24 protein-coding genes are annotated in these 24,117 nt (G+C 55.6%); 12 read left to right on the top strand and 12 right to left on the bottom strand.

Translation table 11 applies throughout. From position 1 onward, the window contains the following. Window position 1: 1 nt before the first annotated feature. The 11 genes from murD to secA all read left to right on the top strand — a co-directional run bounded on the left by murD (window position 2) and on the right by secA (window position 13,918). On the top strand, window positions 2–1,318 hold the full coding sequence (murD, locus tag ACVV26_RS03520; protein ID WP_474800022.1) for a UDP-N-acetylmuramoyl-L-alanine--D-glutamate ligase: 1,317 nt from the start codon (window positions 2–4) through the stop codon (window positions 1,316–1,318). Next, a complete protein-coding gene (ftsW, locus tag ACVV26_RS03525) occupies window positions 1,318–2,562 on the top strand; it encodes a cell division protein FtsW (RefSeq protein WP_474800023.1) in 1,245 nt (414 codons plus the stop codon). Before murD ends, ftsW begins: the two co-directional genes overlap by 1 nt. Beyond that, window positions 2,559–3,626, top strand: coding sequence for an undecaprenyldiphospho-muramoylpentapeptide beta-N-acetylglucosaminyltransferase (gene murG, locus ACVV26_RS03530; RefSeq protein ID WP_474800024.1), 1,068 nt, complete (start codon window positions 2,559–2,561; stop codon window positions 3,624–3,626). Before ftsW ends, murG begins: the two co-directional genes overlap by 4 nt. Window positions 3,627–3,697: 71 nt before the next feature. Then, on the top strand, window positions 3,698–5,173 hold the full coding sequence (gene murC / locus ACVV26_RS03535) for a UDP-N-acetylmuramate--L-alanine ligase (protein WP_474800025.1): 1,476 nt from the start codon (window positions 3,698–3,700) through the stop codon (window positions 5,171–5,173). After that, window positions 5,166–6,086: a D-alanine--D-alanine ligase gene (locus ACVV26_RS03540; protein ID WP_474800026.1), complete on the top strand. Its 921-nt coding sequence runs from the start codon at window positions 5,166–5,168 to the stop codon at window positions 6,084–6,086. The genes murC and ACVV26_RS03540 overlap by 8 nt, the downstream gene beginning before the upstream one ends. Window position 6,087: 1 nt before the next feature. Further along, window positions 6,088–6,918, top strand: a complete 831-nt coding sequence (gene ftsQ, locus ACVV26_RS03545) for a cell division protein FtsQ (protein WP_312980630.1) — start codon at window positions 6,088–6,090, stop codon at window positions 6,916–6,918. Beyond that, window positions 6,915–8,171: a cell division protein FtsA gene (gene ftsA, locus ACVV26_RS03550; protein ID WP_002434382.1), complete on the top strand. Its 1,257-nt coding sequence runs from the start codon at window positions 6,915–6,917 to the stop codon at window positions 8,169–8,171. The genes ftsQ and ftsA overlap by 4 nt, the downstream gene beginning before the upstream one ends. A gap of 60 nt (window positions 8,172–8,231) precedes the next feature. Next, window positions 8,232–9,383: a cell division protein FtsZ gene (gene ftsZ, locus ACVV26_RS03555; protein ID WP_002434383.1), complete on the top strand. Its 1,152-nt coding sequence runs from the start codon at window positions 8,232–8,234 to the stop codon at window positions 9,381–9,383. 101 nt (window positions 9,384–9,484) lie between these two features. Beyond that, window positions 9,485–10,402 carry a UDP-3-O-acyl-N-acetylglucosamine deacetylase gene (lpxC, locus tag ACVV26_RS03560; protein ID WP_203123601.1) on the top strand — a complete coding sequence of 306 codons (918 nt, stop codon included), beginning with the start codon at window positions 9,485–9,487 and terminating at the stop codon, window positions 10,400–10,402. A 247-nt stretch (window positions 10,403–10,649) separates the two neighbouring features. After that, window positions 10,650–11,153, top strand: a complete 504-nt coding sequence (gene secM, locus ACVV26_RS03565) for a secA translation cis-regulator SecM (protein WP_312980632.1) — start codon at window positions 10,650–10,652, stop codon at window positions 11,151–11,153. Window positions 11,154–11,212: 59 nt separating this feature from the next. Beyond that, entirely contained in the window at window positions 11,213–13,918 is a 2,706-nt protein-coding gene (gene secA / locus ACVV26_RS03570) for a preprotein translocase subunit SecA (RefSeq protein ID WP_474800027.1), read from the top strand. 71 nt (window positions 13,919–13,989) lie between these two features. On the opposite strand, the gene hemW is transcribed toward secA, so the two are convergent. The 5 genes from hemW to ACVV26_RS03595 are packed head-to-tail and all read right to left on the bottom strand — an operon-like array spanning window position 13,990 to window position 17,307. Next, on the bottom strand, window positions 13,990–15,126 hold the full coding sequence (gene hemW / locus ACVV26_RS03575; protein WP_474800029.1) for a radical SAM family heme chaperone HemW: 1,137 nt from the start codon (window positions 15,124–15,126) through the stop codon (window positions 13,990–13,992). Then, window positions 15,119–15,712, bottom strand: coding sequence for an XTP/dITP diphosphatase (locus ACVV26_RS03580; protein WP_312980640.1), 594 nt, complete (start codon window positions 15,710–15,712; stop codon window positions 15,119–15,121). The genes hemW and ACVV26_RS03580 overlap by 8 nt, the downstream gene beginning before the upstream one ends. Before the next feature lie 15 nt (window positions 15,713–15,727). Continuing rightward, window positions 15,728–16,015, bottom strand: a complete 288-nt coding sequence (gene yggU / locus ACVV26_RS03585) for a DUF167 family protein YggU (RefSeq protein ID WP_474800030.1) — start codon at window positions 16,013–16,015, stop codon at window positions 15,728–15,730. Continuing rightward, a complete protein-coding gene (locus ACVV26_RS03590; RefSeq protein WP_002434390.1) occupies window positions 16,012–16,578 on the bottom strand; it encodes a YggT family protein in 567 nt (188 codons plus the stop codon). Before ACVV26_RS03590 ends, yggU begins: the two co-directional genes overlap by 4 nt. A 15-nt stretch (window positions 16,579–16,593) precedes the next feature. Further along, window positions 16,594–17,307, bottom strand: coding sequence for a YggS family pyridoxal phosphate-dependent enzyme (locus ACVV26_RS03595; protein ID WP_474800031.1), 714 nt, complete (start codon window positions 17,305–17,307; stop codon window positions 16,594–16,596). Between the two features lie 17 nt (window positions 17,308–17,324). Here ACVV26_RS03595 and ACVV26_RS03600 point away from each other — a divergent pair, with 17 nt between their 5' ends. Further along, a complete protein-coding gene (locus ACVV26_RS03600) occupies window positions 17,325–18,302 on the top strand; it encodes a type IV pilus twitching motility protein PilT (protein ID WP_474800032.1) in 978 nt (325 codons plus the stop codon). Between the two features lie 11 nt (window positions 18,303–18,313). Here the strand turns inward: ACVV26_RS03600 and ruvX are convergent, their stop codons facing one another. The 7 genes from ruvX to ACVV26_RS03635 all read right to left on the bottom strand — a co-directional run bounded on the left by ruvX (window position 18,314) and on the right by ACVV26_RS03635 (window position 24,007). Then, the gene (gene ruvX, locus ACVV26_RS03605; RefSeq protein WP_474800033.1) at window positions 18,314–18,730 is read right to left on the bottom strand and encodes a Holliday junction resolvase RuvX; all 417 of its coding nucleotides are present in this window, start codon (window positions 18,728–18,730) and stop codon (window positions 18,314–18,316) included. Continuing rightward, the gene (locus tag ACVV26_RS03610; protein WP_125293225.1) at window positions 18,730–19,293 is read right to left on the bottom strand and encodes a YqgE/AlgH family protein; all 564 of its coding nucleotides are present in this window, start codon (window positions 19,291–19,293) and stop codon (window positions 18,730–18,732) included. The genes ruvX and ACVV26_RS03610 overlap by 1 nt, the downstream gene beginning before the upstream one ends. A gap of 136 nt (window positions 19,294–19,429) precedes the next feature. Continuing rightward, a complete protein-coding gene (gene gshB, locus ACVV26_RS03615; RefSeq protein ID WP_474800034.1) occupies window positions 19,430–20,377 on the bottom strand; it encodes a glutathione synthase in 948 nt (315 codons plus the stop codon). A 55-nt stretch (window positions 20,378–20,432) separates the two neighbouring features. Beyond that, window positions 20,433–21,164: a 16S rRNA (uracil(1498)-N(3))-methyltransferase gene (rsmE, locus tag ACVV26_RS03620; protein ID WP_474800036.1), complete on the bottom strand. Its 732-nt coding sequence runs from the start codon at window positions 21,162–21,164 to the stop codon at window positions 20,433–20,435. A 74-nt stretch (window positions 21,165–21,238) separates the two neighbouring features. Beyond that, on the bottom strand, window positions 21,239–21,946 hold the full coding sequence (gene endA, locus ACVV26_RS03625; RefSeq protein WP_474800037.1) for a deoxyribonuclease I: 708 nt from the start codon (window positions 21,944–21,946) through the stop codon (window positions 21,239–21,241). A 96-nt stretch (window positions 21,947–22,042) separates the two neighbouring features. Next, window positions 22,043–22,552 carry a SprT family zinc-dependent metalloprotease gene (locus ACVV26_RS03630; protein ID WP_474801713.1) on the bottom strand — a complete coding sequence of 170 codons (510 nt, stop codon included), beginning with the start codon at window positions 22,550–22,552 and terminating at the stop codon, window positions 22,043–22,045. Between the two features lie 72 nt (window positions 22,553–22,624). Further along, complete coding sequence (locus ACVV26_RS03635; RefSeq protein WP_474800038.1) at window positions 22,625–24,007, bottom strand: sugar porter family MFS transporter; 1,383 nt, start codon at window positions 24,005–24,007, stop codon at window positions 22,625–22,627. Between the last annotated feature and the right edge of the window lie 110 nt (window positions 24,008–24,117).

Consider the following 24,117-nt stretch of genomic DNA (forward strand, 5'->3'; position numbering starts at 1 on the left):
CATGGCAGATTATCAGGGTAAGAACGTCGTCATCATTGGTCTCGGATTAACCGGGCTTTCCTGCGTGGACTTCTTCGTGGCGCGCGGCGTCACGCCGCGCGTGATGGATACCCGCCAGGCGCCGCCGGGCCTTGATAATCTTCCTGAAACTGTCGAACGCCATCTCGGCTCGTTGAACGATGAGTGGCTGCTGAATGCAGATCTGATCGTCGCCAGCCCCGGTATGGCATTGGCGCATCCTTCCCTGAGCGCGGCGGCGGACGCAGGCGTAGAGATCATCGGCGATATTGAACTGTTCTGCCGTGAAGCGCAGGCACCGATTGTTGCCATCACCGGTTCGAACGGCAAAAGCACCGTCACCACCCTGGTGGGTGAAATGGCGAAAACGGCGGGCGTCAGCGTGGGTGTGGGCGGCAATATCGGCCTGCCAGCGTTGATGCTGCTGGATGCGGAAAAAGAACTGTATGTACTGGAGCTTTCCAGCTTCCAACTGGAAACCACGTACAGCCTGTGCGCCAAAGCCGCTACGGTGCTCAACGTGACTGAAGATCATATGGATCGCTATCCCTTTGGTCTTCAGCAATACCGCGCCGCCAAACTGAAGATTTACGAGAATGCCGAAGTCTGCGTGGTCAACGCCGACGATGCCCTGACTATGCCAGTGCGCGGAGCGGACGAGCGCTGCGTGAGCTTCGGCATCGACGTCGGGGATTACCATCTCAACCATCAGCAGGGCGATACCTGGCTGCGGGTGAAAGGCGAGAAGATCCTCAACGCCAAAGAGATGAAAATCGTCGGGCGTCACAACTATACCAATGCCCTGGCGGCGCTGGCGTTAGCCGATGCCGTTGGTCTGCCGCGCTCCAGCAGCCTGAAAGCGCTGACCACCTTTACCGGCCTGGCGCACCGCTTCCAACTGGCTTACGACCATAACGGCGTGCGTTGGATCAACGATTCCAAAGCCACCAACGTCGGCAGCACCGAAGCGGCGCTGAACGGTTTGCATATTGACGGCACCCTGCATCTGCTGCTGGGCGGTGACGGCAAATCCGCTGACTTTTCTCCGCTCAACCGCTATTTGCAGGGCGATCGCATTCGGCTTTACTGCTTTGGCCGCGACGGTGCGGAACTGGCGGCGCTGCGTCCGGAAGTGGCGGAGCAAACTGCCACCATGGAAGACGCCATGCGCATTATTGCCGGCAAGGTGCAGCCAGGAGATATGGTGCTGCTGTCACCGGCCTGCGCCAGCCTGGATCAGTTTAAAAACTTTGAACAACGCGGCGATGTGTTTACCCGCCTGGCGAAGGAGTTAGGCTGATGCGGTTGTCTCTTCCTCGCCTGCGCGTTCCACGCTTACCGGGATTCGGTATCCTGACATGGCTGTTTGTGGCGCTGAAAGGCTGGGTAATGGGGTCCAGGGATAAAGACGCCAATAGCCTCGTGATGTACGACCGCACGCTGCTGTGGTTGACGCTGGGCCTGGCGGCGGTGGGCTTTATTATGGTGACCTCGGCGTCAATGCCCGTTGGGCAACGCCTGGCGGATGATCCGTTCCTGTTCGCCAAGCGTGACGCTATCTATATCTTCCTGGCGTTTATGCTGGCGATGGTCACGCTGCGGATGCCGATGGAAGTCTGGCAGCGCTACAGTGCCGCGCTGCTGATCGCCTCTATCGTGATGCTGCTGATCGTACTGGTCGTGGGTAGCTCGGTTAACGGTGCGTCGCGCTGGATTGCTCTTGGCCCGCTGCGTATCCAGCCCGCGGAATTTTCCAAGCTGTCGCTGTTTTGTTATCTGTCCAACTACCTGGTGCGTAAGGTAGATGAAGTCCGAAACAACCTGCGCGGATTTTTAAAACCGATGGGCGTGATTCTGGTGATGGCGGTGCTGCTGCTTGCCCAGCCTGACCTCGGTACGGTAGTGGTGCTGTTTGTGACTACCCTGGCGATGCTCTTTCTCGCGGGTGCCAAGCTCTGGCAGTTCATCGCCATTATCGGCATGGGCATATCGGCGGTGGTGCTGCTGATCCTCGCGGAGCCTTACCGTATCCGGCGTGTGACCTCATTCTGGAACCCGTGGGAAGATCCGTTCGGCAGCGGCTATCAGCTGACGCAGTCGCTGATGGCGTTTGGCCGTGGCGAACTTTGGGGGCAGGGGTTAGGCAATTCGGTACAAAAACTGGAGTATCTGCCGGAAGCGCACACCGACTTCATCTTCTCGATCATCGGCGAAGAGCTGGGGTATATCGGTGTAGTACTGGCCCTTTTGATGGTATTCTTCGTCGCTTTTCGCGCCATGTCGATTGGCCGCCGCGCTCTGGAGATCGACCAACGTTTTTCCGGGTTCCTGGCGTGTTCCATCGGCATTTGGTTTAGCTTCCAGGCGCTGGTCAACGTCGGGGCGGCGGCGGGGATGTTGCCGACCAAAGGCCTGACGCTGCCGCTGATCAGTTACGGTGGTTCCAGCTTAATTATTATGTCGACCGCGATCATGTTGTTGTTACGGATTGACTACGAAACGCGTCTGGAAAAGGCGCAGGCGTTTACAAGGAGTGCCCGATGAGCGGCCAGACGAAACGGTTAATGGTGATGGCTGGTGGCACCGGGGGACATGTGTTCCCGGGACTGGCCGTGGCGCACCATTTAATAGCCCAGGGCTGGCAGGTGCGTTGGCTGGGAACAGCTGACCGGATGGAAGCGGATTTGGTGCCGCGTCACGGCATTGATATCGATTTTATCCGCATCTCGGGGCTGCGCGGCAAAGGCGTAAAAGCGCTATTACTGGCGCCGATGCGTATCTTTAACGCCTGGCGTCAGGCGCGTGCCATCATGAAACGCTATCAGCCGGACGTGGTGTTGGGCATGGGCGGTTATGTTTCCGGGCCTGGTGGCCTGGCAGCCTGGTCGCTGGGCATTCCGGTTGTGCTGCACGAGCAGAACGGCATTGCCGGGCTGACCAACAAATGGCTGGCGAAAATTGCCAGCAAAGTGATGCAGGCATTCCCCGGCGCATTCCCCAATGCGGATGTGGTGGGTAATCCGGTACGTACCGACGTACTGGCGCTGCCGGAGCCGGAGCAGCGGCTGGTTGGTCGCGAAGGCCCGGTGCGGGTGTTAGTGGTGGGCGGGTCTCAGGGCGCGCGTATTCTCAACCAGACTATGCCGCAGGTGGCAGGGCGTCTGGGTGAGAAAACCACGCTCTGGCACCAGTGCGGTAAAGGCGCGTTGAACGAGGTGCAGCAGGCTTATGTGGCAGCCGGTCAACCGCAGCATAAAGTGACCGAATTTATTGATGATATGGCGGCGGCCTACAGCTGGGCCGACGTGGTGGTATGCCGCTCCGGGGCGTTAACCGTGAGCGAAATTGCCGCAGCCGGTCTGCCTGCGCTGTTTGTGCCTTTCCAGCATAAAGATCGCCAGCAGTACTGGAATGCGCTTCCCCTGGAGAAAGCCGGGGCGGCGAAGATTTTCGAACAGCCACAATTTACCGTCGATGCGGTGAGCGAAACGCTGGCGGGATGGGATCGTCCAACCCTGCTGGCGATGGCAAAGCGCGCGCGCGGCGCGGCCATTGTGGATGCTACTGAACGGGTAGCCAATGAAGTACGCGCCGTTACACAGGCGTAATTCTTGCGGACAACTTTTTGATCCGCGTGATGTTGAGATGTTAAGGCGTTGATGCCAAAGGCTTTAGAAGAATGAATACACAACAACTGGCGAAACTGCGTTCTATCGTGCCCGAGATGCGTCGCGTCCGGCACATTCATTTTGTCGGCATCGGCGGTGCTGGCATGGGCGGTATTGCCGAAGTGCTGGCGAATGAAGGGTATCAAATTAGCGGGTCCGACCTGGCACCCAACCCGGTAACCCAGCAACTGGCTGATTTAGGCGCCACGATTTATTTCAACCATCGCCCCGAAAACGTCAGCGACGCCAGCGTGGTGGTGGTCTCCAGTGCGATTTCTGCGGATAACCCGGAAATCGTCGCGGCCCATGAAGCGCGTATCCCGGTGATCCGCCGCGCGGAAATGCTGGCCGAATTAATGCGTTTTCGTCACGGCATCGCCATTGCCGGGACACACGGTAAAACCACGACCACGGCGATGGTGTCCAGTATTTACGCGGAAGCAGGCCTGGACCCGACGTTTGTCAACGGTGGCCTGGTGAAAGCGGCGGGCGTACATGCGCGCCTGGGCCACAGCCGTTACCTGATTGCTGAAGCGGATGAAAGCGACGCCTCGTTCCTGCATCTGCAACCGATGGTCTCTATTGTGACCAATATCGAAGCCGACCATATGGATACCTACCAGGGTGACTTCGAGAACTTAAAACAGACCTTTATTAACTTCCTGCATAACCTGCCGTTTTATGGCCGTGCGGTGATGTGCGTCGACGACCCGGTGATCCGCGAACTGTTGCCGCGCGTCGGGCGTCAGACCACCACATATGGCTTTAGCGAGGATGCAGACGTGCGCGTTGAGCAATACGTGCAGAAAGGCCCGCAGGGCAACTTTATTATCGTTCGCCAGGATAAACCGGAACTGCATGTCACGCTGAATGCGCCGGGCCGCCATAACGCGCTCAACGCCGCCGCCGCCGTGGCGGTTGCGACCGAAGAAGGCATTGAAGACGAGGCTATCCTGCGCGCGCTGGAAAGCTTCCAGGGCACCGGTCGTCGCTTTGATTTTCTGGGTGAATTCCCGCTGGCGACCGTAAACGAGAAACCGGGCACCGCGATGCTGGTGGATGATTACGGTCATCACCCAACAGAAGTGGACGCCACTATTAAAGCGGCGCGGGCAGGCTGGCCGGATAAAAACCTGGTGATGATTTTCCAGCCGCACCGTTATACCCGTACCCGCGATCTGTATGACGACTTCGCCAACGTGCTGTCGCAGGTCGACGCGCTGTTAATGCTGGATGTGTATTCCGCCGGTGAGGCGGCGATCCCCGGTGCGGATAGCCGTTCGCTGTGCCGCACCATTCGTGGGCGCGGCAAAATCGACCCAATTCTGGTTTCCGAGCCGAAACAGGTCGCTGAAATGCTGGCGCCGGTGTTAACCGGCAACGATTTAATTCTGGTGCAGGGCGCCGGGAACATCGGCAAGATTGCTCGCCACCTGGCTGAAGTAAAGTTGCAGCCGCAAACGCGTGAGGATGAGCAACATGGCTGAGAAAATTGCAGTGCTGCTTGGTGGCTTTTCCGCCGAGCGTGAAGTCTCTTTGCAGTCGGGCGCAGCGGTGCTGAAAGGGCTGCGCGAAGGTGGCGTTGATGCATATGCGGTCGACCCGCGCGACACACCGGTCACCACTCTGAAAGAAGAAGGCTTCGATAAAGTCTTTATCGCCCTGCATGGCCGGGGCGGCGAAGACGGGACGTTGCAGGGGCTGCTGGAGTTTATGGATCTGCCGTATACCGGCAGCGGCGTGATGGCTTCGGCGATCACCATGGACAAGCAGCGCACAAAATTGCTCTGGAAAGGTGCGGGACTGCCTGTTGCGCCCTGGGTCGGGTTAACGCGTAAAGCGTTCAGCGCCGGGCTTGATGGCGCTACGCGCCAGGCGATTGCGGAACTCGGTTTGCCATTAATTGTTAAGCCCAGCCGTGAAGGCTCCAGCGTGGGCATGTCGAAAGTCGACGCGTCAGAAAACCTGGATGCCGCACTGGCTTTAGCGTTTGAACATGACGAAGAAGTGCTGGTTGAGAAGTGGCTGAGCGGCCCGGAATTTACGGTGGCAATCCTCGGTGAAGAAATTTTACCGTCGATTCGTATTCAACCTGCTGGAACCTTCTATGATTATGAGGCCAAGTATCTCTCTGATGATACTCAATATTTCTGCCCGTCAGGCCTTGAGGCCGATCGTGAAAGTGCGCTGAACGCGCTGGTACTTCAGGCCTGGAACGCGCTGGGTTGCCAGGGTTGGGGACGGGTTGACGTGATGCTGGATAGCGATGGCGCGTTTTATTTACTGGAAGTGAATACCGCGCCGGGAATGACCAGCCACAGTCTTGTTCCCATGGCGGCGCGCCAGGCGGGACTGAGCTTTTCGCAGTTAGTTGTCCGTATTCTGGCATTGGCGGAGTGATATGTCGCAGGCGGCGCTAAACACCCGAAACCGGCCCGAGGAAGTCACTACCTCGAGCCGCAATAATGGAACGCGACTTGCAGGAATATTGTTTCTGCTGGCCGTGTTATGTACCGTGTTTTTTGGCGGTTGGGTGGTATTGGGCTGGATGGAAGACGCGCAGCGTCTTCCTTTATCAAAGCTGGTAGTGACCGGAGACCGGCACTACACGCGCAATGATGATATTCGTCAGTCGATTCTGGCCTTAGGTTCGCCAGGAACGTTTATGACCCAGGACGTCAATATCATTCAGCAGCAAATCGAACGTTTGCCCTGGATCAAGCAGGCGAGCGTAAGAAAGCAATGGCCGGACGAATTGAAGATTCATCTGGTTGAATATGTGCCCATAGCACGTTGGAATGACCAGCACATGATTGACGCGCAGGGAAATGCGTTCAGCGTGCCGGCTTCGCGAACCAGCAAACAGATTTTACCGATGCTGTATGGCCCGGAAGGCAGTGAAAACGAAGTGCTTCAGGGTTATCGCGATATGGGACAAGTGCTGGCGAAGGACAGGTTCACCGTTAAGGAAGCGGCTATGACCGCTCGTCGCTCCTGGCAATTGACGCTGACGAATGACATCAAGCTCAATCTGGGCAGAGGCGATACGATGAAACGTCTGGCGCGGTTTGTAGAACTTTACCCGGTTCTGCAACAGCAGTCGCAGGCTGACGCAAAACGAATCAGTTACGTCGACTTGCGCTACGACTCAGGCGCGGCGGTGGGTTGGATACCCGCGCCAGTTGAAGAACCTAATCAGCAACAGAATCAGGCACAGGCAGAACAACAATGATCAAGGCGACGGACAGAAAACTGGTAGTTGGACTAGAGATCGGGACCGCAAAGGTCGCCGCTTTAGTAGGGGAAGTTCTGCCCGACGGTATGGTCAATATTATTGGCGTCGGGAGTTGCCCCTCCCGTGGTATGGACAAAGGCGGGGTAAACGATCTGGAGTCGGTGGTGAAATGCGTACAGCGCGCCATCGACCAGGCGGAACTGATGGCGGATTGCCAGATTTCTTCGGTGTATCTGGCGCTATCGGGTAAGCACATCAGTTGCCAGAACGAAATCGGTATGGTGCCGATTTCGGAAGAGGAAGTGACCCAGGAAGACGTTGAGAACGTCGTCCATACGGCCAAATCGGTGCGTGTGCGCGATGAACACCGCGTTCTGCATGTCATTCCCCAGGAATATGCCATCGATTATCAGGAAGGCATTAAAAATCCGGTCGGGTTATCGGGCGTACGCATGCAGGCTAAGGTACATTTGATCACCTGCCACAACGATATGGCAAAAAACATTGTCAAAGCGGTTGAACGATGTGGCCTTAAAGTTGACCAACTCATTTTCGCAGGTCTTGCGGCGAGCTATTCGGTGCTGACCGAGGATGAACGTGAACTTGGCGTCTGTGTCGTGGATATCGGCGGTGGTACGATGGATATCGCCGTGTATACCGGCGGTGCGCTGCGTCATACCAAAGTGATCCCGTATGCCGGGAACGTGGTGACCAGCGATATCGCCTACGCTTTCGGCACGCCGCCGAGCGATGCCGAGGCGATTAAAGTGCGCCACGGCTGCGCGCTGGGATCGATTGTCGGTAAAGACGAAAGCGTCGAAGTGCCAAGTGTGGGCGGGCGCCCGCCGCGCAGTTTACAGCGTCAAACGCTTGCCGAGGTGATTGAGCCGCGTTATACCGAGTTGCTCAACCTCGTGAATGAAGAAATTTTGCAATTGCAGGAGCAGTTGCGTCAGCAAGGGGTGAAACACCATCTTGCGGCTGGCATCGTCTTAACCGGCGGCGCAGCACAAATTGAAGGCCTCGCCGCCTGTGCGCAACGCGTATTCCATACGCAGGTGCGCATCGGGCAGCCATTGAATATTACCGGTCTTACTGACTATGCTCAGGAGCCTTACTATTCGACGGCGGTAGGCCTGTTGCACTACGGGAAAGAAACCCATCTCAGTGGTGAAACAGAAACGGAAAAACGGACTTCAGTCGGCTCGTGGATTAAACGACTCAACGGTTGGCTGCGAAAAGAGTTTTAATTTTAAAAGAGACTGCTGAGTTTGCGGTCTCAGGCGACAGGCACAAAACGGAGAGAAACTATGTTTGAACCTATGGAACTGACCAATGACGCGGTGATTAAAGTCATCGGCGTCGGCGGTGGCGGTGGTAATGCCGTCGAACACATGGTGCGCGAGCGCATCGAAGGTGTGGAATTCTTCGCGGTAAATACCGATGCGCAGGCATTGCGTAAGACCGCAGTAGGACAGACTATCCAGATTGGTAGCGGGATCACCAAGGGCCTTGGCGCTGGTGCGAATCCTGAAGTGGGCCGTAATGCTGCGGATGAAGACCGCGAAGCGCTGCGCGCTGCCCTGGATGGCGCAGACATGGTGTTTATCGCGGCTGGTATGGGCGGTGGTACGGGTACGGGCGCTGCGCCGGTGGTGGCAGAAGTTGCCAAAGACCTCGGCATCCTGACCGTTGCGGTTGTGACAAAACCATTCAACTTCGAAGGCAAGAAGCGTATGGCCTTCGCAGAGCAGGGGATCACCGAACTGTCCAAGCATGTGGACTCGCTGATCACTATCCCTAACGACAAATTACTGAAAGTGCTTGGCCGCGGCATCTCTCTGCTGGACGCGTTTGGCGCAGCTAACGATGTACTGAAAGGCGCAGTCCAGGGCATCGCGGAACTGATCACCCGTCCGGGCCTGATGAACGTCGACTTCGCCGACGTGCGTACCGTGATGTCTGAAATGGGTTACGCCATGATGGGCTCCGGCGTGGCAAGCGGTGAAGACCGTGCGGAAGAAGCGGCAGAAATGGCGATCTCCTCTCCGCTGCTGGAAGATATCGATCTGTCCGGCGCGCGCGGTGTTCTGGTTAACATCACCGCGGGCTTCGACCTGCGTCTGGATGAGTTTGAAACCGTGGGTAACACCATTCGTGCATTTGCGTCTGATAACGCCACTGTGGTTATCGGTACGTCCCTTGACCCGGATATGAATGACGAACTGCGCGTAACCGTTGTTGCGACCGGTATCGGCATGGATAAACGCCCGGAAATCACCCTGGTGACTAACAAGCAGACCCAGCAGCCGGTAATGGATCGTTACCAGCAGCACGGTATGGCGCCGCTGCAGCAGGAACAAAAACCAGCAGCGAAAGCGGTTAACGACACCACGCCGCAAGTGGCTAAAGAACCGGATTATTTAGATATTCCGGCGTTTTTGCGTAAACAGGCTGACTAAGAATAAACCGGAAGTTGGGGTTCAGCGCTCTTTGTGCTAAACTGCGCTGCCGATTGTGATATACACTCTCGGTTGTATAGGTTATTTGGCGAGATTATACGATGATCAAACAAAGGACTCTTAAACGTATCGTTCAGGCGACTGGCGTCGGTTTACATACCGGCAAGAAAGTCACGCTGACGTTACGCCCTGCGCCGGCAAATACCGGGGTCATCTATCGTCGCACCGACTTGAATCCTCCGGTAGATTTCCCGGCTGATGCCAAATCTGTGCGTGATACCATGCTCTGTACTTGCCTGGTCAACGAGCATGACGTGCGGATTTCTACCGTTGAGCACCTGAACGCCGCTTTAGCGGGTCTGGGAATCGACAACATCGTTATCGAAGTTGACGCCCCGGAAATCCCGATTATGGATGGTAGTGCTGCGCCGTTCGTCTATCTGCTGCTTGATGCCGGTATTGATGAACTTAAAGCGGCCAAGAAATTTGTTCGCATCAAAGAAACCGTTCGCGTGGAAGACGGTGACAAATGGGCTGAATTCAAGCCGTACAATGGTTTTTCGTTGGACTTCACCATCGATTTTAACCATCCGGCGATTGATGCCAGCACCCAGCGTTACCAGATGAACTTCTCCGCTGATGCGTTTATGCGTCAAATCAGCCGCGCGCGTACCTTTGGTTTCATGCGTGATATCGAGTATCTGCAATCCCGTGGTTTGTGCCTGGGTGGCAGCTTCGATTGTGCCATCGTTGTTGATGATTATCGCGTACTGAACGAAGACGGCCTGCGTTTTGAAGACGAATTTGTTCGTCACAAAATGCTGGATGCCATTGGTGACCTGTTTATGTGCGGCCACAATATTATCGGCGCGTTCACGGCCTATAAATCAGGCCATGCACTGAACAACAAACTGTTGCAGGCTGTGCTGGCTAAACAGGAAGCGTGGGAATTTGTGACTTTCGAAGACGAAGCAGAAATGCCGCTCGCTTTCAAAGCGCCTTCCATCGTTCTGGCGTAATACGCACTTCATAATACGGCTGGTTTTTTCTGGTACTCTCTCCGATCAGAAAAGCTGGCCGTTTTTTTATCGTCCTTTTCAAAAAAATCTTTTCCGGCTCAATGGATTTAACTGCCGATTTCTTGTCCGATTCTCTTGCCTTAGCGTCTGATTAGTGCTGTCTGGCTGCGAGAATGATGATAATATTTGTGCGCAAATTTAATGATTAACGAACGACGGAAACATTTCGTCTGTTCTGGTGGATAACGTGTCTGGACTTTTGACCTGTTGGCGACAAATTGGCAGACGTTTTTTTTGGCCGCATCTCTTGTTGGGGATGGTCGCGGCAAGCCTTGGGCTGCCTGCGTTAAATAACAGCGCCGAACCAGAATTACCCGCTAAAGCCTCGACCCGCAATATTGATAATCAGCAGCCGTTTAATTTTGATACTCTGGCGCTGCAGCAGACGGTTCGTCGCCCTTCGTTTTCCGTGGATTACTGGCATCAACATGCCATTCGCACCGTAATTCGCCACCTGACTTTCGCCATGGCACCGCAAACGCTGCCGGTCGCGGAAGAGGTAAAAATCCCCCTTCAGGCACAGCAACTCGCTCTGCTTGATACTCTAAGTACGCTTCTTACGCATGAAACCCAACCTGCGCGGGTCCTCAGCCTACTTCCAGCCCAGGCCTGTGCCGATCGGCATTTCGCTGTCAGCCACTGGATAAGCCAGGTTAAAGGCATTCGAGCCGGTCCTCAACGCCTCAGCTAACTCTTCTATACTTCCCTTTTTTTATTTCTTCGCACAGGCGAGGCGTTTGAGATTTTATTATGCTAATCAAATTATTAACTAAAGTTTTCGGTAGCCGTAACGACCGCTCTCTGCGCCGTATGCGCAAAGCCGTCGCAGCAATCAACGCAATGGAACCTGCACTGGAAAAGCTTTCTGATGATGAACTGAAAGCCAAAACCGTTGAATTCCGTGCACGCCTGGAAAAAGGCGAAACCGTTGAAAGCCTGCTGCCTGAAGCCTTCGCGGTAGTGCGCGAAGCCAGTAAGCGCGTATTCGGCATGCGTCACTTCGATGTACAGCTGATGGGCGGCATGGTGCTGAACGATCGCTGCATCGCAGAAATGCGTACCGGTGAAGGTAAAACCCTGACCGCGACCCTGCCTGCATACCTGAACGCGTTAAGCGGTAAAGGGGTTCACGTGGTCACGGTGAATGACTACCTGGCCCAGCGTGATGCTGAAAATAACCGTCCGCTGTTTGAGTTCCTCGGTATGACCGTTGGCATCAACCTGCCGGGCATGCCGGCCCCGGCGAAACGGGAAGCATACGCAGCGGATATCACCTACGGCACCAACAACGAATACGGCTTCGACTATCTGCGTGACAACATGGCATTCAGCCCTGAAGAACGCGTGCAACGCAAACTGCACTATGCGCTAGTGGATGAGGTGGACTCCATCCTGATCGATGAAGCGCGTACCCCTCTGATCATTTCCGGCCCGGCGGAAGACAGTTCCGAGCTGTACAAAAAAGTGAACAAAATCATCCCGCATCTGGTGCGTCAGGAAAAAGAAGACTCCGACACTTTCCAGGGCGAAGGCCATTTCTCTGTTGATGAGAAAGCGCGCCAGGTCAACCTGACCGAGCGCGGCCTGGTGCTGATTGAAGAGCTGCTGGTGAATCAGGGCATTATGGAAGAGGGCGAATCACTTTACTCGCCGACTAACATTATGCTGATGCACCACGTGACGGCAGCCCTGCGCGCTCACGCACTCTTTACCCGCGATGTGGACTACATCGTGAAAGATGGTGAAGTCATCATTGTTGATGAGCATACCGGCCGTACTATGCAAGGCCGCCGCTGGTCTGATGGCCTGCACCAGGCAGTAGAAGCCAAAGAAGGCGTGGACATCCAGAACGAGAACCAGACGCTGGCGTCCATCACTTTCCAGAACTACTTCCGTCTGTATGAAAAACTGGCAGGTATGACCGGTACTGCGGATACCGAAGCCTTTGAATTCCGTTCTATCTACAAACTCGACACTATTGTGGTGCCGACTAACCGTCCGATGATCCGTAAGGATATGCCTGACCTGGTCTACATGACCGAGATGGACAAAATCGCTGCGATTATCGAAGACATTAAAGAACGTACCGCTAACGGCCAGCCAGTGCTGGTGGGGACGATTTCGATTGAAAAATCAGAAGTGGTTTCTAACGAATTGACCAAAGCGGGCATCGCGCATAACGTGCTGAACGCCAAATTCCACGCCAACGAAGCGGCCATCGTCGCGCAGGCCGGTTATCCGGCTGCCGTGACCATCGCCACTAACATGGCGGGCCGTGGTACTGATATCGTGCTGGGCGGCAGCTGGCAGGCAGAAGTTGCCGAGCTGGAAGACCCAACGCCGGAACAAATCGCCCAGATTAAAGCCGACTGGCAGGTACGCCACGAAGCCGTACTGGCGTCCGGCGGTCTGCATATTATCGGTACTGAACGCCATGAATCCCGTCGTATCGATAATCAGCTGCGCGGTCGTTCTGGCCGTCAGGGCGATGCCGGTTCTTCCCGTTTCTATCTTTCCATGGAAGATGCGCTGATGCGTATTTTCGCCTCGGATCGCGTGTCCGGGATGATGCGTAAACTGGGCATGAAACCGGGCGAAGCCATCGAGCACCCGTGGGTGACTAAAGCCATCGCCAACGCCCAGCGCAAAGTGGAAAGCCGCAACTTTGATATTCGTAAGCAACTGCTGGAATACGATGACGTAGCCAACGATCAGCGCCGTGCGATCTACACCCAGCGTAACGAACTGCTGGATGTATCTGACATCAGCGAAACCGTGAACAGCATCCGTGAAGACGTGTTCAAAGCGACTATCGATGCCCACATCCCGCCGCAGTCTCTGGAAGAAATGTGGGATATCCCGGGTCTCCAGGAACGCCTGAAAAACGACTTCGATTTGGATCTGCCGATTGCCGAGTGGCTGGATAAAGAGCCAGAACTGCACGAAGAAACGCTGCGCGAGCGTATTCTGCAGAACGCCATCGAAGTCTATCACCGTAAAGAAGAAGTGGTTGGCGCTGAGATGATGCGTCACTTCGAAAAAGGCGTGATGCTGCAAACGCTGGACTCCCTGTGGAAAGAGCACCTGGCGGCGATGGACTACCTGCGTCAGGGCATCCATCTGCGTGGTTATGCGCAAAAAGATCCAAAGCAGGAGTACAAACGCGAGTCGTTCGCGATGTTCGCGACCATGCTGGAATCCCTGAAATATGAAGTCATCAGCACCCTGAGCAAAGTCCAGGTGCGGATGCCGGAAGAAGTGGAAGCGATGGAGCAGCAACGTCGTGAAGAAGCTGAGCGTCTGGCGCAGATGCAGCAGCTCAGCCATCAGGACGATGAAAGCGCGGCGGCAGCAGCGCTGGCGGAGCAGAGCGGCGAGCGTAAAGTGGGCCGTAACGATCCGTGTCCGTGCGGCTCCGGTAAGAAATACAAACAGTGTCATGGTCGCCTGAGCTAATCGGCAACGGCACTAAAAACAAAAGCCCTCGCTATGAAGCGGGGGCTTTTTTTATGAGACGTTAACCAAAATCAGTCAGCAAGAAACAGCTCAAGCAGGGAATTCAGGAACAATTTTCCATGCTCGGTGATTTGCCAGTATTCCGGCGTCTCCACTAAATAACCGAGGCTCAGCGCCTGATCGATTTGCGGGCGAAGGATGTCTTCGTTTAGTCCAGTATAGAGCGTGAATTCCGCGCGCGGTGCGGCTTCCAGCAGCCGGAAGCGGTTCATAAAAAACTCAAACGGCTTATCTGCGTCTTCAACGTGATGCTGCCTGTCGAGATAAGTGCCCTGCATATAGCCGCGCGGATGACGGGTTTTCGCAGTTCGTAAAATCCTGCCGTCGGGGAAGGTGATTTTCCCGTGCGCGCCGCAACCGATCCCTAAGTAATCGCCGAAGCGCCAGTAGTTAAGGTTGTGCTGGCACTGATAGCCCGGCTTCGCATAGGCCGAGGTTTCATACTGCTGATAACCCGCCGCGCTAAGCAACTGATGCCCCTGCTCGAAGATATCCCACAGGGCGTCGTCGTCCGGTAATACCGGCGGGCGCGAACCAAACATGGTATTCGGTTCAATGGTCAGCTGGTACCAGGAGAGGTGCGGCGGATTGAGGGCGATGGCCTGACGCAAATCGTCTAACGCCTCATCCAGCGACTGGTCCGGCAACCCATGCATCAAATCCAGATTAAAACTGCGCAACCCCAGAGAACTGGCCAGATGCGCGGCACACTTCGCCTCTTCGGGGCCGTGGATACGTCCCAGACGGGTGAGTTTGGTCTGTTCAAAACTCTGCACGCCGATAGAAATACGGTTCACCCCGGCGCGTTGATAATCGACAAAACGATCCGCCTCCACGGTGCCTGGGTTAGCTTCCATGGTGATTTCCGCATCGGCGCGTAAATCTACGCGCGCCCGCACCCCGTCCAGCAACGTTTGCATCGCTGGGCCGGAGAGCAGGCTGGGCGTACCACCGCCAATGAAAATGGTACTAATTGCCCGTCCCTGAGCCATTGCCGCATCGTTATCCAGATCGGCTAAAAGATGCTGTACATAATCATCGTGCGGCACTTCGCCCTTGAGCGCGTGGGAATTGAAATCACAGTAAGGGCATTTCTGCACGCACCAGGGAATATGAATATACAGGCTCAGAGGTGGCAAATTAGCCATGTCGCATTGCTTCCAGTAACTGTTTCAACGCCTGTCCACGATGGGAAATGGCGCTTTTTTCTTCGCGGGTCAATTCTGCGGCAGTTTTGCCTTCAGAGGGAACATAAAAAATCGGGTCGTAGCCAAAGCCGCCTTCACCGGCTGGCGCGTGGGTGATTTCGCCCGGCCAGACACCGTGGAACACCAGTGGTGTCGGGTCATCGGCGTGGCGCAGATAAACCAGCACGCAGTGGAACTGCGCCTGACGTTGCCCGTCAGGCACGTCTTTTAACGCTGCCAGCAGCTTTTCCAGATTCTGGCGATCGCTGGCGTCTACACCCGCATAGCGCGCGGAGTAGATGCCCGGCGCGCCGCCCAGCGCGTTTACCGCCAGCCCAGAATCATCGGCGATAGCCGGTAAACCGGTAATGGCCGCCGCATGGCGGGCTTTCAGTATGGCGTTTTCGATAAAGGTCAGGCCGGTCTCTTCCGCTGACTCGACGCCTAATTCGGTCTGCGCGACGATATCCAGGCCAAAATCGCGCAACAACGACGCGAGTTCACGCACTTTACCGGCGTTTCCGGTAGCGAGGACAACTTTTTGCATAGTGAAATCCTGTGATTAAAGCAGTGCCGCTATGGCGGGCGGGATCTGTTGCGGTTCAATAATCATGATGTGTTTGTGACGGCCGGCTTCGCCTTTTTCAATCGTCACCTGGCTTTTCGGGACGCGAAACTGTTTAGCGAGAAATTTTACCAGATGCGCATTGGCGTGGCCGTCAACCGGTGGGGCAGTGATGGCGATTTTTAATTCATCGCCATGCAGTCCAACAATCGCGTCGCGGCTGGCCTTCGGCTGAATATACAGCCGAAGCGTTAGCCGGTCCGCAGTGCGTTCCACGGCACTCATAGCGCCATCCACAGCCCCGGCAGCAGCATATTTCCGGTACTTTGCAGCAGCTCCATCATGCCCATATTCAGCACATACAACAGCAGTACTAATACCATCGGCGAGAAATCAATCCCACCCATCGCGGGCAGCATACGGCGGATCGGCGACAGCAGCGGCTCGGTCAACTGCATTAATACGTACTCGACCGGGCTACGGCCACGGCTGACCCAGCTCATTAATGCCATCACCAGCAGCACCCAGAAAACCAGCAGGCCGATGGTTTTAATCAGAATCAGTAGCGCGGCAATCCAGATAATCGGCTGGAAAGTGATGACCATAAACAGCACCATCGACTTAATCAGGCTCAGCACGAACGCCATCACTAATGACGCCGTATCAATCGGGCCCATTGACGGGAGAATACGGCGTAACGGCCCGACGATCGGTTGCGTTGCTTTCACAACGAACTGAGCGAGGGGATTGTAGAAATCGCAACGCGCCCACTGCATCCAGATGCGTAACAGCATCACCATGGTATACAGCTCAAGCGCGGTGGAGATCAGGAAAGTCAACGTCTTCATGGCATTCCTCTGTGGTTATTGTCCTTGATGTGCCTGGTAATTGCGCGCGCCGAAAATGGCGGTGCCGATGCGCACCATCGTGCTACCGGCAGCAATCGCCGCATCCATATCGTCACTCATTCCCAGAGAAAGGGTATCGACGTCAGGGTAGCGATTTTTAAGCGCGTTAAATGCTACAGCCATTTGCTGTGCCACGGCAAACTGCCTTTCATAACTTGACTCAGGCGCGGGGATCGCCATCAGGCCGCGTAGCGTCAGGCCGGGTAATTCCGCCACCTGGCTTGCCAGCTCATCAAGCTCGCTAAGGGTAATGCCGGATTTACTGTTTTCATCGCTAATATTGATTTGAATCAGCACGTTAAGCGGAGGTATCTCTTTTGGACGCTGGTCGCTGAGCCGGGTGGCGATGCGCAGCCTGTCGATGGTATGGCACCAGTCAAAGTGCTCGGCCACCAGGCGGCTTTTGTTGGACTGCAACGGCCCGATAAAATGCCACTGCAACCCGGATACGCCCGCCCCGGCGAAGTGGCGGATTTTCTCCACCCCTTCTTGTACGTAGTTTTCACCAAATGCCCGCTGACCAGCGGCAATGGCTTCTTCGATATCACTCGCAGGTTTTGTTTTGCTGACTGCAAGCAACGTAACTTCTTCTGAAGATCTGCCGCAGCGTAACGCAGCCGCTGAGATCTTTGCTTTTATCTGCGCTAAGTTGCGCGCTATATCACTCATGATCGTCGGGAAGCTGTATGGAAATGGAAGAAATGGTGGCCCTTAGTGTAAAGCATAATGTTTCGGATCTACACCTGTGCAGCGACTTACCGGCGCGATGGCGGCGTAAAGGTGAGCTGGAATGCGCGCCGGAGGGCGCGCCACCGCCCCATACGCTGCTTCATCAGTGGCTATCGGCTGAGCAGCAGCAGGAATTTACGCGACGGGGCCAGTTAGATTTTGCGGTAACGCTGGCGAACGGCGCACGTTTACGCGCAAATGCGTTCCAACAATCTCAGGGTATTTCGCTGGCGCTGCGTATTCTGCCGCGGTCAGCGCCGGTACTCGACGCTCTCGGCGCGCCGCCGTGCCTGCGAGAATTGCTGGGTACGCAGGATGGGCTGATTTTAGTGACGGGTGCCACAGGCAGTGGCAAATCCACTACTCTGGCGGCGATGGTCAACGAACTTAACAGAACGTTGCGCGGACATATTCTGACGCTGGAAGATCCCATCGAATATCTCTACGCCAGTGAGAAATGCCTGATCCAACAGCGTGAAATCGGTACCCATTGCGACAGCTTTAGCGCCGGGCTGCGCGGCGCGCTGCGGGAAGATCCTGACGTGATCCTGTTGGGTGAGTTGCGTGACAGCGAAACTATCCGGCTGGCATTAACCGCCGCCGAAACCGGCCACCTGGTACTGGCGACGCTGCATACCCGGGGGGCCTGCCAGGCGGTTGAACGTCTGGTGGATGTATTTAGCGCCGAAGAGAAAAACATGATCCGCAGCCAGTTAGCCGGGAGCCTGAAAGCGGTGCTGGCGCAAAAGCTGATCCTGACAGCGCAGGGCTCACGGGCGGCACTGTTTGAACTGCTGATCAATACCTCTGCCGTCGCGAATCTAATCCGCGAAGGCAAAACCCATCAACTGCCCGGCGTGTTACAGACCGGGCAGCAGTATGGGATGCAAACGTTTGAACAGAGCCTGCAAAAGCTGACGACAATGCAGGCATAGAGCGGGAAGCGTTAACCGTGATTCTCGAAGTAGCTTTCCAGAATAATCACGGCGGAGGCGGAGTCGACGCTGCCTTTGTTCAGCGCCCGGAAGCCGCCGCGCTCGAACAGGCCCGCGCGCGCTTCCACGGTGCTCAGGCGCTCGTCCTGCAATTCGACCTTAACACCGAAACGGCCATGCAGGCGGTTGGCGAATTTACGCGCCCGGTCGGTAAGCGGTTGGCTAGTGCCATCCATATTTAACGGCAATCCGACCACCACCCGTTCAGGCTGCCACTCTTTAAGCAGTTTTTCGAGCTGCGTCCAGTCAGGGGTGCCGTCGTTGGCTTTTATCGCCGTGAGCGGGCGCGCGGTGCCGGTGATGCGCTGCCCGATAGCTACGCCGATGCTTTTAGTGCCGAAGTCAAAGGCCAGTAAGGTTCCGCTCATCAGGCATGCCCCGCCGTACCCGGCATGGTGTGGATATCAATGCCGATAAGCTTCGCCGCTTCGCGCCATCGGTCGGCAATCGGGGTGCGGAACAGAATGTTCATGTCCGCCGGGGCGGTCAGCCAGGAGTTTTCGAGGATCTCGCGCTCCAGTTGGCCTTTTTCCCAGGAGGAGTAACCCAGCGCAACGATCACTTCTTCAGGCTGGGAATCCGTGCCCAGCGTTTCAAGAACGTCACGGGAGGTGGTGATAATGGTGTTATCAGAAATACGGATGCTGGAATTAAATTTATCTGGCGGCGTGTGGAGGATAAAACCCCGATCTTCGGCCAGCGGTCCGCCGACGAATACCGGTTTATCCAGACGAATCGCCGGGTCGCGCGGTTCGGGAATGATTTTGAGTTTCTGCAGAACGCCGTCCACCTTCAAGTTTTCCAGCGGCTTATTGATGATGAGCCCCATAGCGCCGTCCTCGTTATATTCGCAAATATAAACGACGGCGCGGCGGAACAGCGGGTCCTGCAGGCCTGGCATGGCAATAAGAAAGTGATGCTGTAAATTCATATCAGCGGTCTGAATCCCTGGTTAAAAAAACATCTTCGCCCAGTATGCGGGGAAAGTAGTAGTCTGTCACTCCTCGGAGGAGAGCATTACACAATAGATAAAAAAGGGTGATGCGGGGTCCCTCCCGCACGGGAAATTACTTCGCCAGACGTTTTTCGATGGCGTCCATTAACATACCGGTAATAGAAATGGGGAACTGCGCTTCGATTTCACGGATACAGGTTGGGCTGGTGACGTTAATCTCAGTCAGGCGATCGCCGATAATATCTAAACCGACAAAAATCAGTCCCTTAGCTTTGAGCGTTGGGCCGACGCGGCGGGCGATTTGCCAGTCGCTTTCGGTTAACGGACGCGGTTCACCACGGCCGCCCGCCGCCAGGTTGCCGCGCGTTTCGCCGCCCTGCGGAATGCGCGCCAGGCAATACGGGACCGGTTCGCCGTCGACAACCAGCACACGCTTATCACCGTCGACAATGGCAGGCAGATAGTTTTGCGCCATGCAGTAGCGGGTGCCCAGTTGGGTCAGCGTTTCAGTAATCACCGACAGGTTCGGGTCGCCTTCTTTAACGCGGAAAATGGAAGTGCCGCCCATGCCGTCGAGCGGTTTCAGAATGATGTCGCCGTGCTCCTGCCAGAAGGCTTTCAACTGCGCCTTATTACGGGTCACGAGGGTTTGCGGCGTCAGGTCCGGGAACCAGGCAGTAAACAGCTTCTCGTTACAGTCGCGCAGGCTCTGCGGCTTATTGACGATCAGCGTGCCCTGTTCTTCGGCGCGTTCCAGAATATAGGTGGCGTAGATGAATTCGGTATCGAACGGCGGATCTTTACGCATCAGCACCACGTCCAGATCCGCCAGCGCGATGTCCTGCTCGCCGGTGAAGTCGTACCATTTGTCGTAATTTTGCTCAACGCTCAGCAAACGGGTACGGGCGCGTCCCTGACCGTTGATCAGATACAGATCGGCCATTTCCATATAATGCAGTTCATAGCCGCGACGTTGGGCTTCCAGAAGCATGGCGAAGCTGCTGTCTTTCTTGATGTTGATGGTTGCGATGGGGTCCATCACAATGCCGAGCTTAATCATTATGTTCTCCTGTGAAGCTGACGCTGAAGGTATTTGCAGACTTCAACGCCAGGTTTTAACCCAGATCGCCAAAACGCACCTGTAGCGCGGTGATAGCGGTGAGCGCGGTAGTTTCAGTGCGTAAAACGCGTGGTCCCAACAGAATATCAGTAAATTGATGCTCTGCGGTCATGGCAATTTCATCGGCGCTCAACCCGCCTTCAGGGCCGATCAATAACCGCACGCGCTGTACCGGCAGGGGTAGGGTATTGATGCTCTGGCTGGCGCGCGGGTGCAAATTGAGCTTCAGACCGTCGTCAGGTTCGGCGCACCAGGCGTCGAGATCCATCGCCGGACGGATTTCCGGCACCCGATTGCGCCCGCACTGCTCGCAGGCGGCGATGGCGATTTTCTGCCACTGTTGGATTCTCTTGTTTAACCTTTCAGCGTCCAGCTTGACGCCGCAGCGCTCGGAAAACAGCGGGGTGATGACGTTAACGCCCAGCTCAATGGATTTCTGGATGGTAAATTCCATCTTCTCGCCGCGCGACATGACCTGCCCTAAATGCAGATGCAGCGGTGATTCACGGTCATCTTCGGTAGCGTTTAGCACCTGGACCCGTACGCTTTTCTTATCGGCCTGAGTAATGCGGGCCTCGAAAATCTGATTAGAGCCGTCGAACAGCTGCAAAAACTGGTCCGGCCCCATGCGCAGCACGCGGCCTACGTGGTTGGCGGCGTCATCGCTTAAAGCGGTTTCAGTATTGATGCTGAGGGGCTCAGGGTGATAAATGCGGGGAATGCGCATAACAATAATCCGGTCAAAGGCGTTCCCCCTTACATGAGGGGGGAACGGCAGTTTTCAATGCCCGGTAGTGTAGGTTAGCTCTTTTGGGCCTGGCAAGCCTGCTGAACATAGGGGTTGTGATTGCCCTGCACGCTGGCGATCCGCTCATCGCGCTCGCATTCCCACGCGCTTACCGGGTAAAGCTTATTCCAGGCGTTGAATAGCTGGGTTTGCTGACGAGACAGTGTCAGAGAATATTTATCGCGCATATAGAAGTAGGTGCGGGCGATGGCCCCACGTGCGCGGGCTGGCGGCTCGGCTAATTTTTCTTTGAAATCGACTTTCATGGCGCACTGGCCGTACTGGCCCTCACCGCCATTCCACTGACTGTACATAAAGTTGCCGCGATCGCCGTTTACTTCCCCTACAGCAGGCTGTAGGTTGTGCATATCGCTTTCCATGGCGCGATAAACTGGATCTTTGGCGCAGTTTTTCCGACCACCGTCCTGCCAGCACTGGCGCTGATGGCCGAATTGCCAGGCGGGCACCACGTGTTCCCATTCGATGCGCGAGGCGCGGTTTTCATTTTTTCGCACTTTATAGCCACAAGATTCCAGATCGGGGATGCCTTTTTTCCCCTGCCAGGTAATCTTGCAGCCGCAATAAAAATCGCCTGGCGCGTTAGCGTTCACTTTCACCCCGGCGGCCTTGGCCTGGGAAAAGTTATTAATCCCCGCGCTGAATGCGCTCCACGAAAAAGCGGCTGCAACGCCTGCAACCGCCAGAATAAATTTGCGAGACATCCCGGACTCCGTGTCAAAACGAGCCCGCACCGTAACCAACGGTGGCGTCAGATGCAATCAGTCAGATCAGAAAATTTCCGGATACCGCGCTAAAAATTACTCGGTTGCCGGTTCCGGTTTGAGTTTCTCGCCGCAGTGTACGCAACGGTACTCGGTTTCGCCGCGCAGCACGCGATTATGACGCCGCACGGTAAGCTGATGGAGCTGGCAGCTACAACGGTAGGGAAAGGTGTTACGCGCCAGCGAATCCAGTGCGAACTGATGGGTTCGCCGAGCCGGAATGCCCAGCACGCTCTCCATCATCCATTTCCACTCTTTGCCATGAGATGGAACGCGGCCAAACTGTTTCCACACCAGCAGATGCGCCAGTTCGTGTGGCACCACTTCTTCAACAAACGCCTGAAGATTTTCCTGAAGCAACGTGGGGTTGAGACGGATTTCATAGCGTTCAAGCCAGGCGGTACCCGCAGCGGTGCCACGCTGTTGGTAGACCAGTTTTGGTTCAGGATAGTCACGGCCAAGATGTTGGTTAGCCCGCGCTAAATTCTCGCGCAGACTGCGCATCACGGCTTGTTGAGTGGCAATAGGGAGACGCAGGGTTTTCATAACGGCAAGGATAGAGGGAAGGGGATAGCGCTGCAACCGAAAGACGCCCCCTCCGCAGAGAGGGCGTAACGATTAATGGTGCGAACCGATTTCGCGCAGGCGACGGCCTTTCATCAGGTTGCGTTCGATATGCTCCAGGGAAATATGTTTAGTCTCCGGTACCAGCCACAGGGTCAACACGATAAAGAACAGGTTCAGGCCAGCGTATACCCAGAAGGTATTGGCGTTGCCCAGCGTATTCAGCATCGTCAGGAAGGTTGCACCAACAATCATATTGGCGATCCAGTTAGTGGCGGTGGAACAGGTGATGCCGAAATCACGCCCTTTCAGCGGCTGGATTTCCGAGCACAGCACCCAAATCAGCGGACCGGCGCTCATGGCGAAGCCTACGATGAACATCAGCAGCATCGCGACGGCAAAATACTGGCCGGCTGCGGTTTCGATACCGACATGCATCTGATAGCCCAGAATCCCCATGCCTGTCGCCATTACCAGGAAGCCCAGCACCAGCGTCGGCTTACGGCCCCAGCGGTCTACCAGACCAATAGCGATAAAGGTCGCCAGTACGTTGGTTAAACCAACGATCACTGTACCCCACATCTGTTCTTTGGTATTGGCATAGCCCGCCAGTTCAAAAATCTTCGGCGCGTAGTACATGATGACGTTCATCCCGGTGAACTGCTGCATCACCTGCAACAGCACGCCCAAAAAGACCGCACGACGGAAATTGCTGTTGTCTTTAAACAGCGCCCAGCCGCTTTGCTTCACCTTCAGGCTTTCGCGGATCTCTTCCAGTTCACGCTTTGCTTCAGCGCTGGAATCACGCAGATGCATCAACACGCGCTCCGCATCGTGGAAGCGGCGCTTTGCGGCAAACCAGCGCGGGCTATCGGGAAGAAAAAATACGCCAATCAGCAGTAGCACCGCCGGAAGGGTGATGATCCCCAGCATCCAGCGCCAGGCGCCCGCATCGCTAAAGGCTGTATCAGAAAGATAAGCGGCAAGAATTCCGATGGTGATCATCAGTTGATACATAGAAATCATGCTGCCGCGGATTTTTTCCGGGGCGATTTCTGAGAGATACAGCGGTGCAGTGTAAGAGGCGATACCCACAGCCAGGCCGAGCAGCACGCGGGAAACAATTAAGAACTCAACGTTCGGTGCGGCGGCGGAACAGAGCGAACCTACCACAAACAGCACCGAGCCGATCATCAGGCTTTTTTTACGCCCGAGAGAGGATGACAGCCATCCGCTGCCCACGGCACCCACGGCGGCACCGAACATCATCGAACTCACCACCCATTCCTGCTGGTGCGAGGTGATCTGGAAATCGTCGGTGATAAACGGCAGTGCGCCCGCAATAACGCCGATATCCAGGCCAAACAGTAACCCCGCCAGTGCAGCCAGAAAGCAGACGAAAAACGTCATGCGTCTATTTTTGTTCTTGTCAGGCATCACGCCCTCCCATTGAATTATTGGTTTTATCAATGAAGAAGGTAGGCGGTGAAAGTGTAAAGATATGTGGGAAAATTCGTAATTATGTAATCGCTTCCATTGGTGGGAAG

The sequence above is a fragment of the Atlantibacter sp. MEI4A-1023 genome, assembly GCF_056155425.1.

Coding starts and splice junctions, on each gene's coding strand:
- ftsZ (WP_002434383.1), top strand. CDS start 8,232: ATGTTTGAACCTATGGAACTGACCAATGACGCGGTGATTAAAGTCATC.
- endA (WP_474800037.1), bottom strand. CDS start 21,946: ATGTCTCGCAAATTTATTCTGGCGGTTGCAGGCGTTGCAGCCGCTTTT.
- yggU (WP_474800030.1), bottom strand. CDS start 16,015: ATGAGTGCCGTGGAACGCACTGCGGACCGGCTAACGCTTCGGCTGTAT.
- ftsW (WP_474800023.1), top strand. CDS start 1,318: ATGCGGTTGTCTCTTCCTCGCCTGCGCGTTCCACGCTTACCGGGATTC.
- secA (WP_474800027.1), top strand. CDS start 11,213: ATGCTAATCAAATTATTAACTAAAGTTTTCGGTAGCCGTAACGACCGC.
- ACVV26_RS03635 (WP_474800038.1), bottom strand. CDS start 24,007: ATGCCTGACAAGAACAAAAATAGACGCATGACGTTTTTCGTCTGCTTT.
- ftsA (WP_002434382.1), top strand. CDS start 6,915: ATGATCAAGGCGACGGACAGAAAACTGGTAGTTGGACTAGAGATCGGG.
- murD (WP_474800022.1), top strand. CDS start 2: ATGGCAGATTATCAGGGTAAGAACGTCGTCATCATTGGTCTCGGATTA.
- ACVV26_RS03590 (WP_002434390.1), bottom strand. CDS start 16,578: ATGAAGACGTTGACTTTCCTGATCTCCACCGCGCTTGAGCTGTATACC.
- rsmE (WP_474800036.1), bottom strand. CDS start 21,164: ATGCGCATTCCCCGCATTTATCACCCTGAGCCCCTCAGCATCAATACT.
- lpxC (WP_203123601.1), top strand. CDS start 9,485: ATGATCAAACAAAGGACTCTTAAACGTATCGTTCAGGCGACTGGCGTC.
- murC (WP_474800025.1), top strand. CDS start 3,698: ATGAATACACAACAACTGGCGAAACTGCGTTCTATCGTGCCCGAGATG.
- hemW (WP_474800029.1), bottom strand. CDS start 15,126: ATGGCTAATTTGCCACCTCTGAGCCTGTATATTCATATTCCCTGGTGC.
- ACVV26_RS03580 (WP_312980640.1), bottom strand. CDS start 15,712: ATGCAAAAAGTTGTCCTCGCTACCGGAAACGCCGGTAAAGTGCGTGAA.
- ACVV26_RS03630 (WP_474801713.1), bottom strand. CDS start 22,552: ATGAAAACCCTGCGTCTCCCTATTGCCACTCAACAAGCCGTGATGCGC.
- ftsQ (WP_312980630.1), top strand. CDS start 6,088: ATGTCGCAGGCGGCGCTAAACACCCGAAACCGGCCCGAGGAAGTCACT.
- murG (WP_474800024.1), top strand. CDS start 2,559: ATGAGCGGCCAGACGAAACGGTTAATGGTGATGGCTGGTGGCACCGGG.
- ACVV26_RS03595 (WP_474800031.1), bottom strand. CDS start 17,307: ATGAGTGATATAGCGCGCAACTTAGCGCAGATAAAAGCAAAGATCTCA.
- ruvX (WP_474800033.1), bottom strand. CDS start 18,730: ATGAGCGGAACCTTACTGGCCTTTGACTTCGGCACTAAAAGCATCGGC.
- ACVV26_RS03600 (WP_474800032.1), top strand. CDS start 17,325: ATGGAAATGGAAGAAATGGTGGCCCTTAGTGTAAAGCATAATGTTTCG.
- ACVV26_RS03610 (WP_125293225.1), bottom strand. CDS start 19,293: ATGAATTTACAGCATCACTTTCTTATTGCCATGCCAGGCCTGCAGGAC.
- gshB (WP_474800034.1), bottom strand. CDS start 20,377: ATGATTAAGCTCGGCATTGTGATGGACCCCATCGCAACCATCAACATC.
- ACVV26_RS03540 (WP_474800026.1), top strand. CDS start 5,166: ATGGCTGAGAAAATTGCAGTGCTGCTTGGTGGCTTTTCCGCCGAGCGT.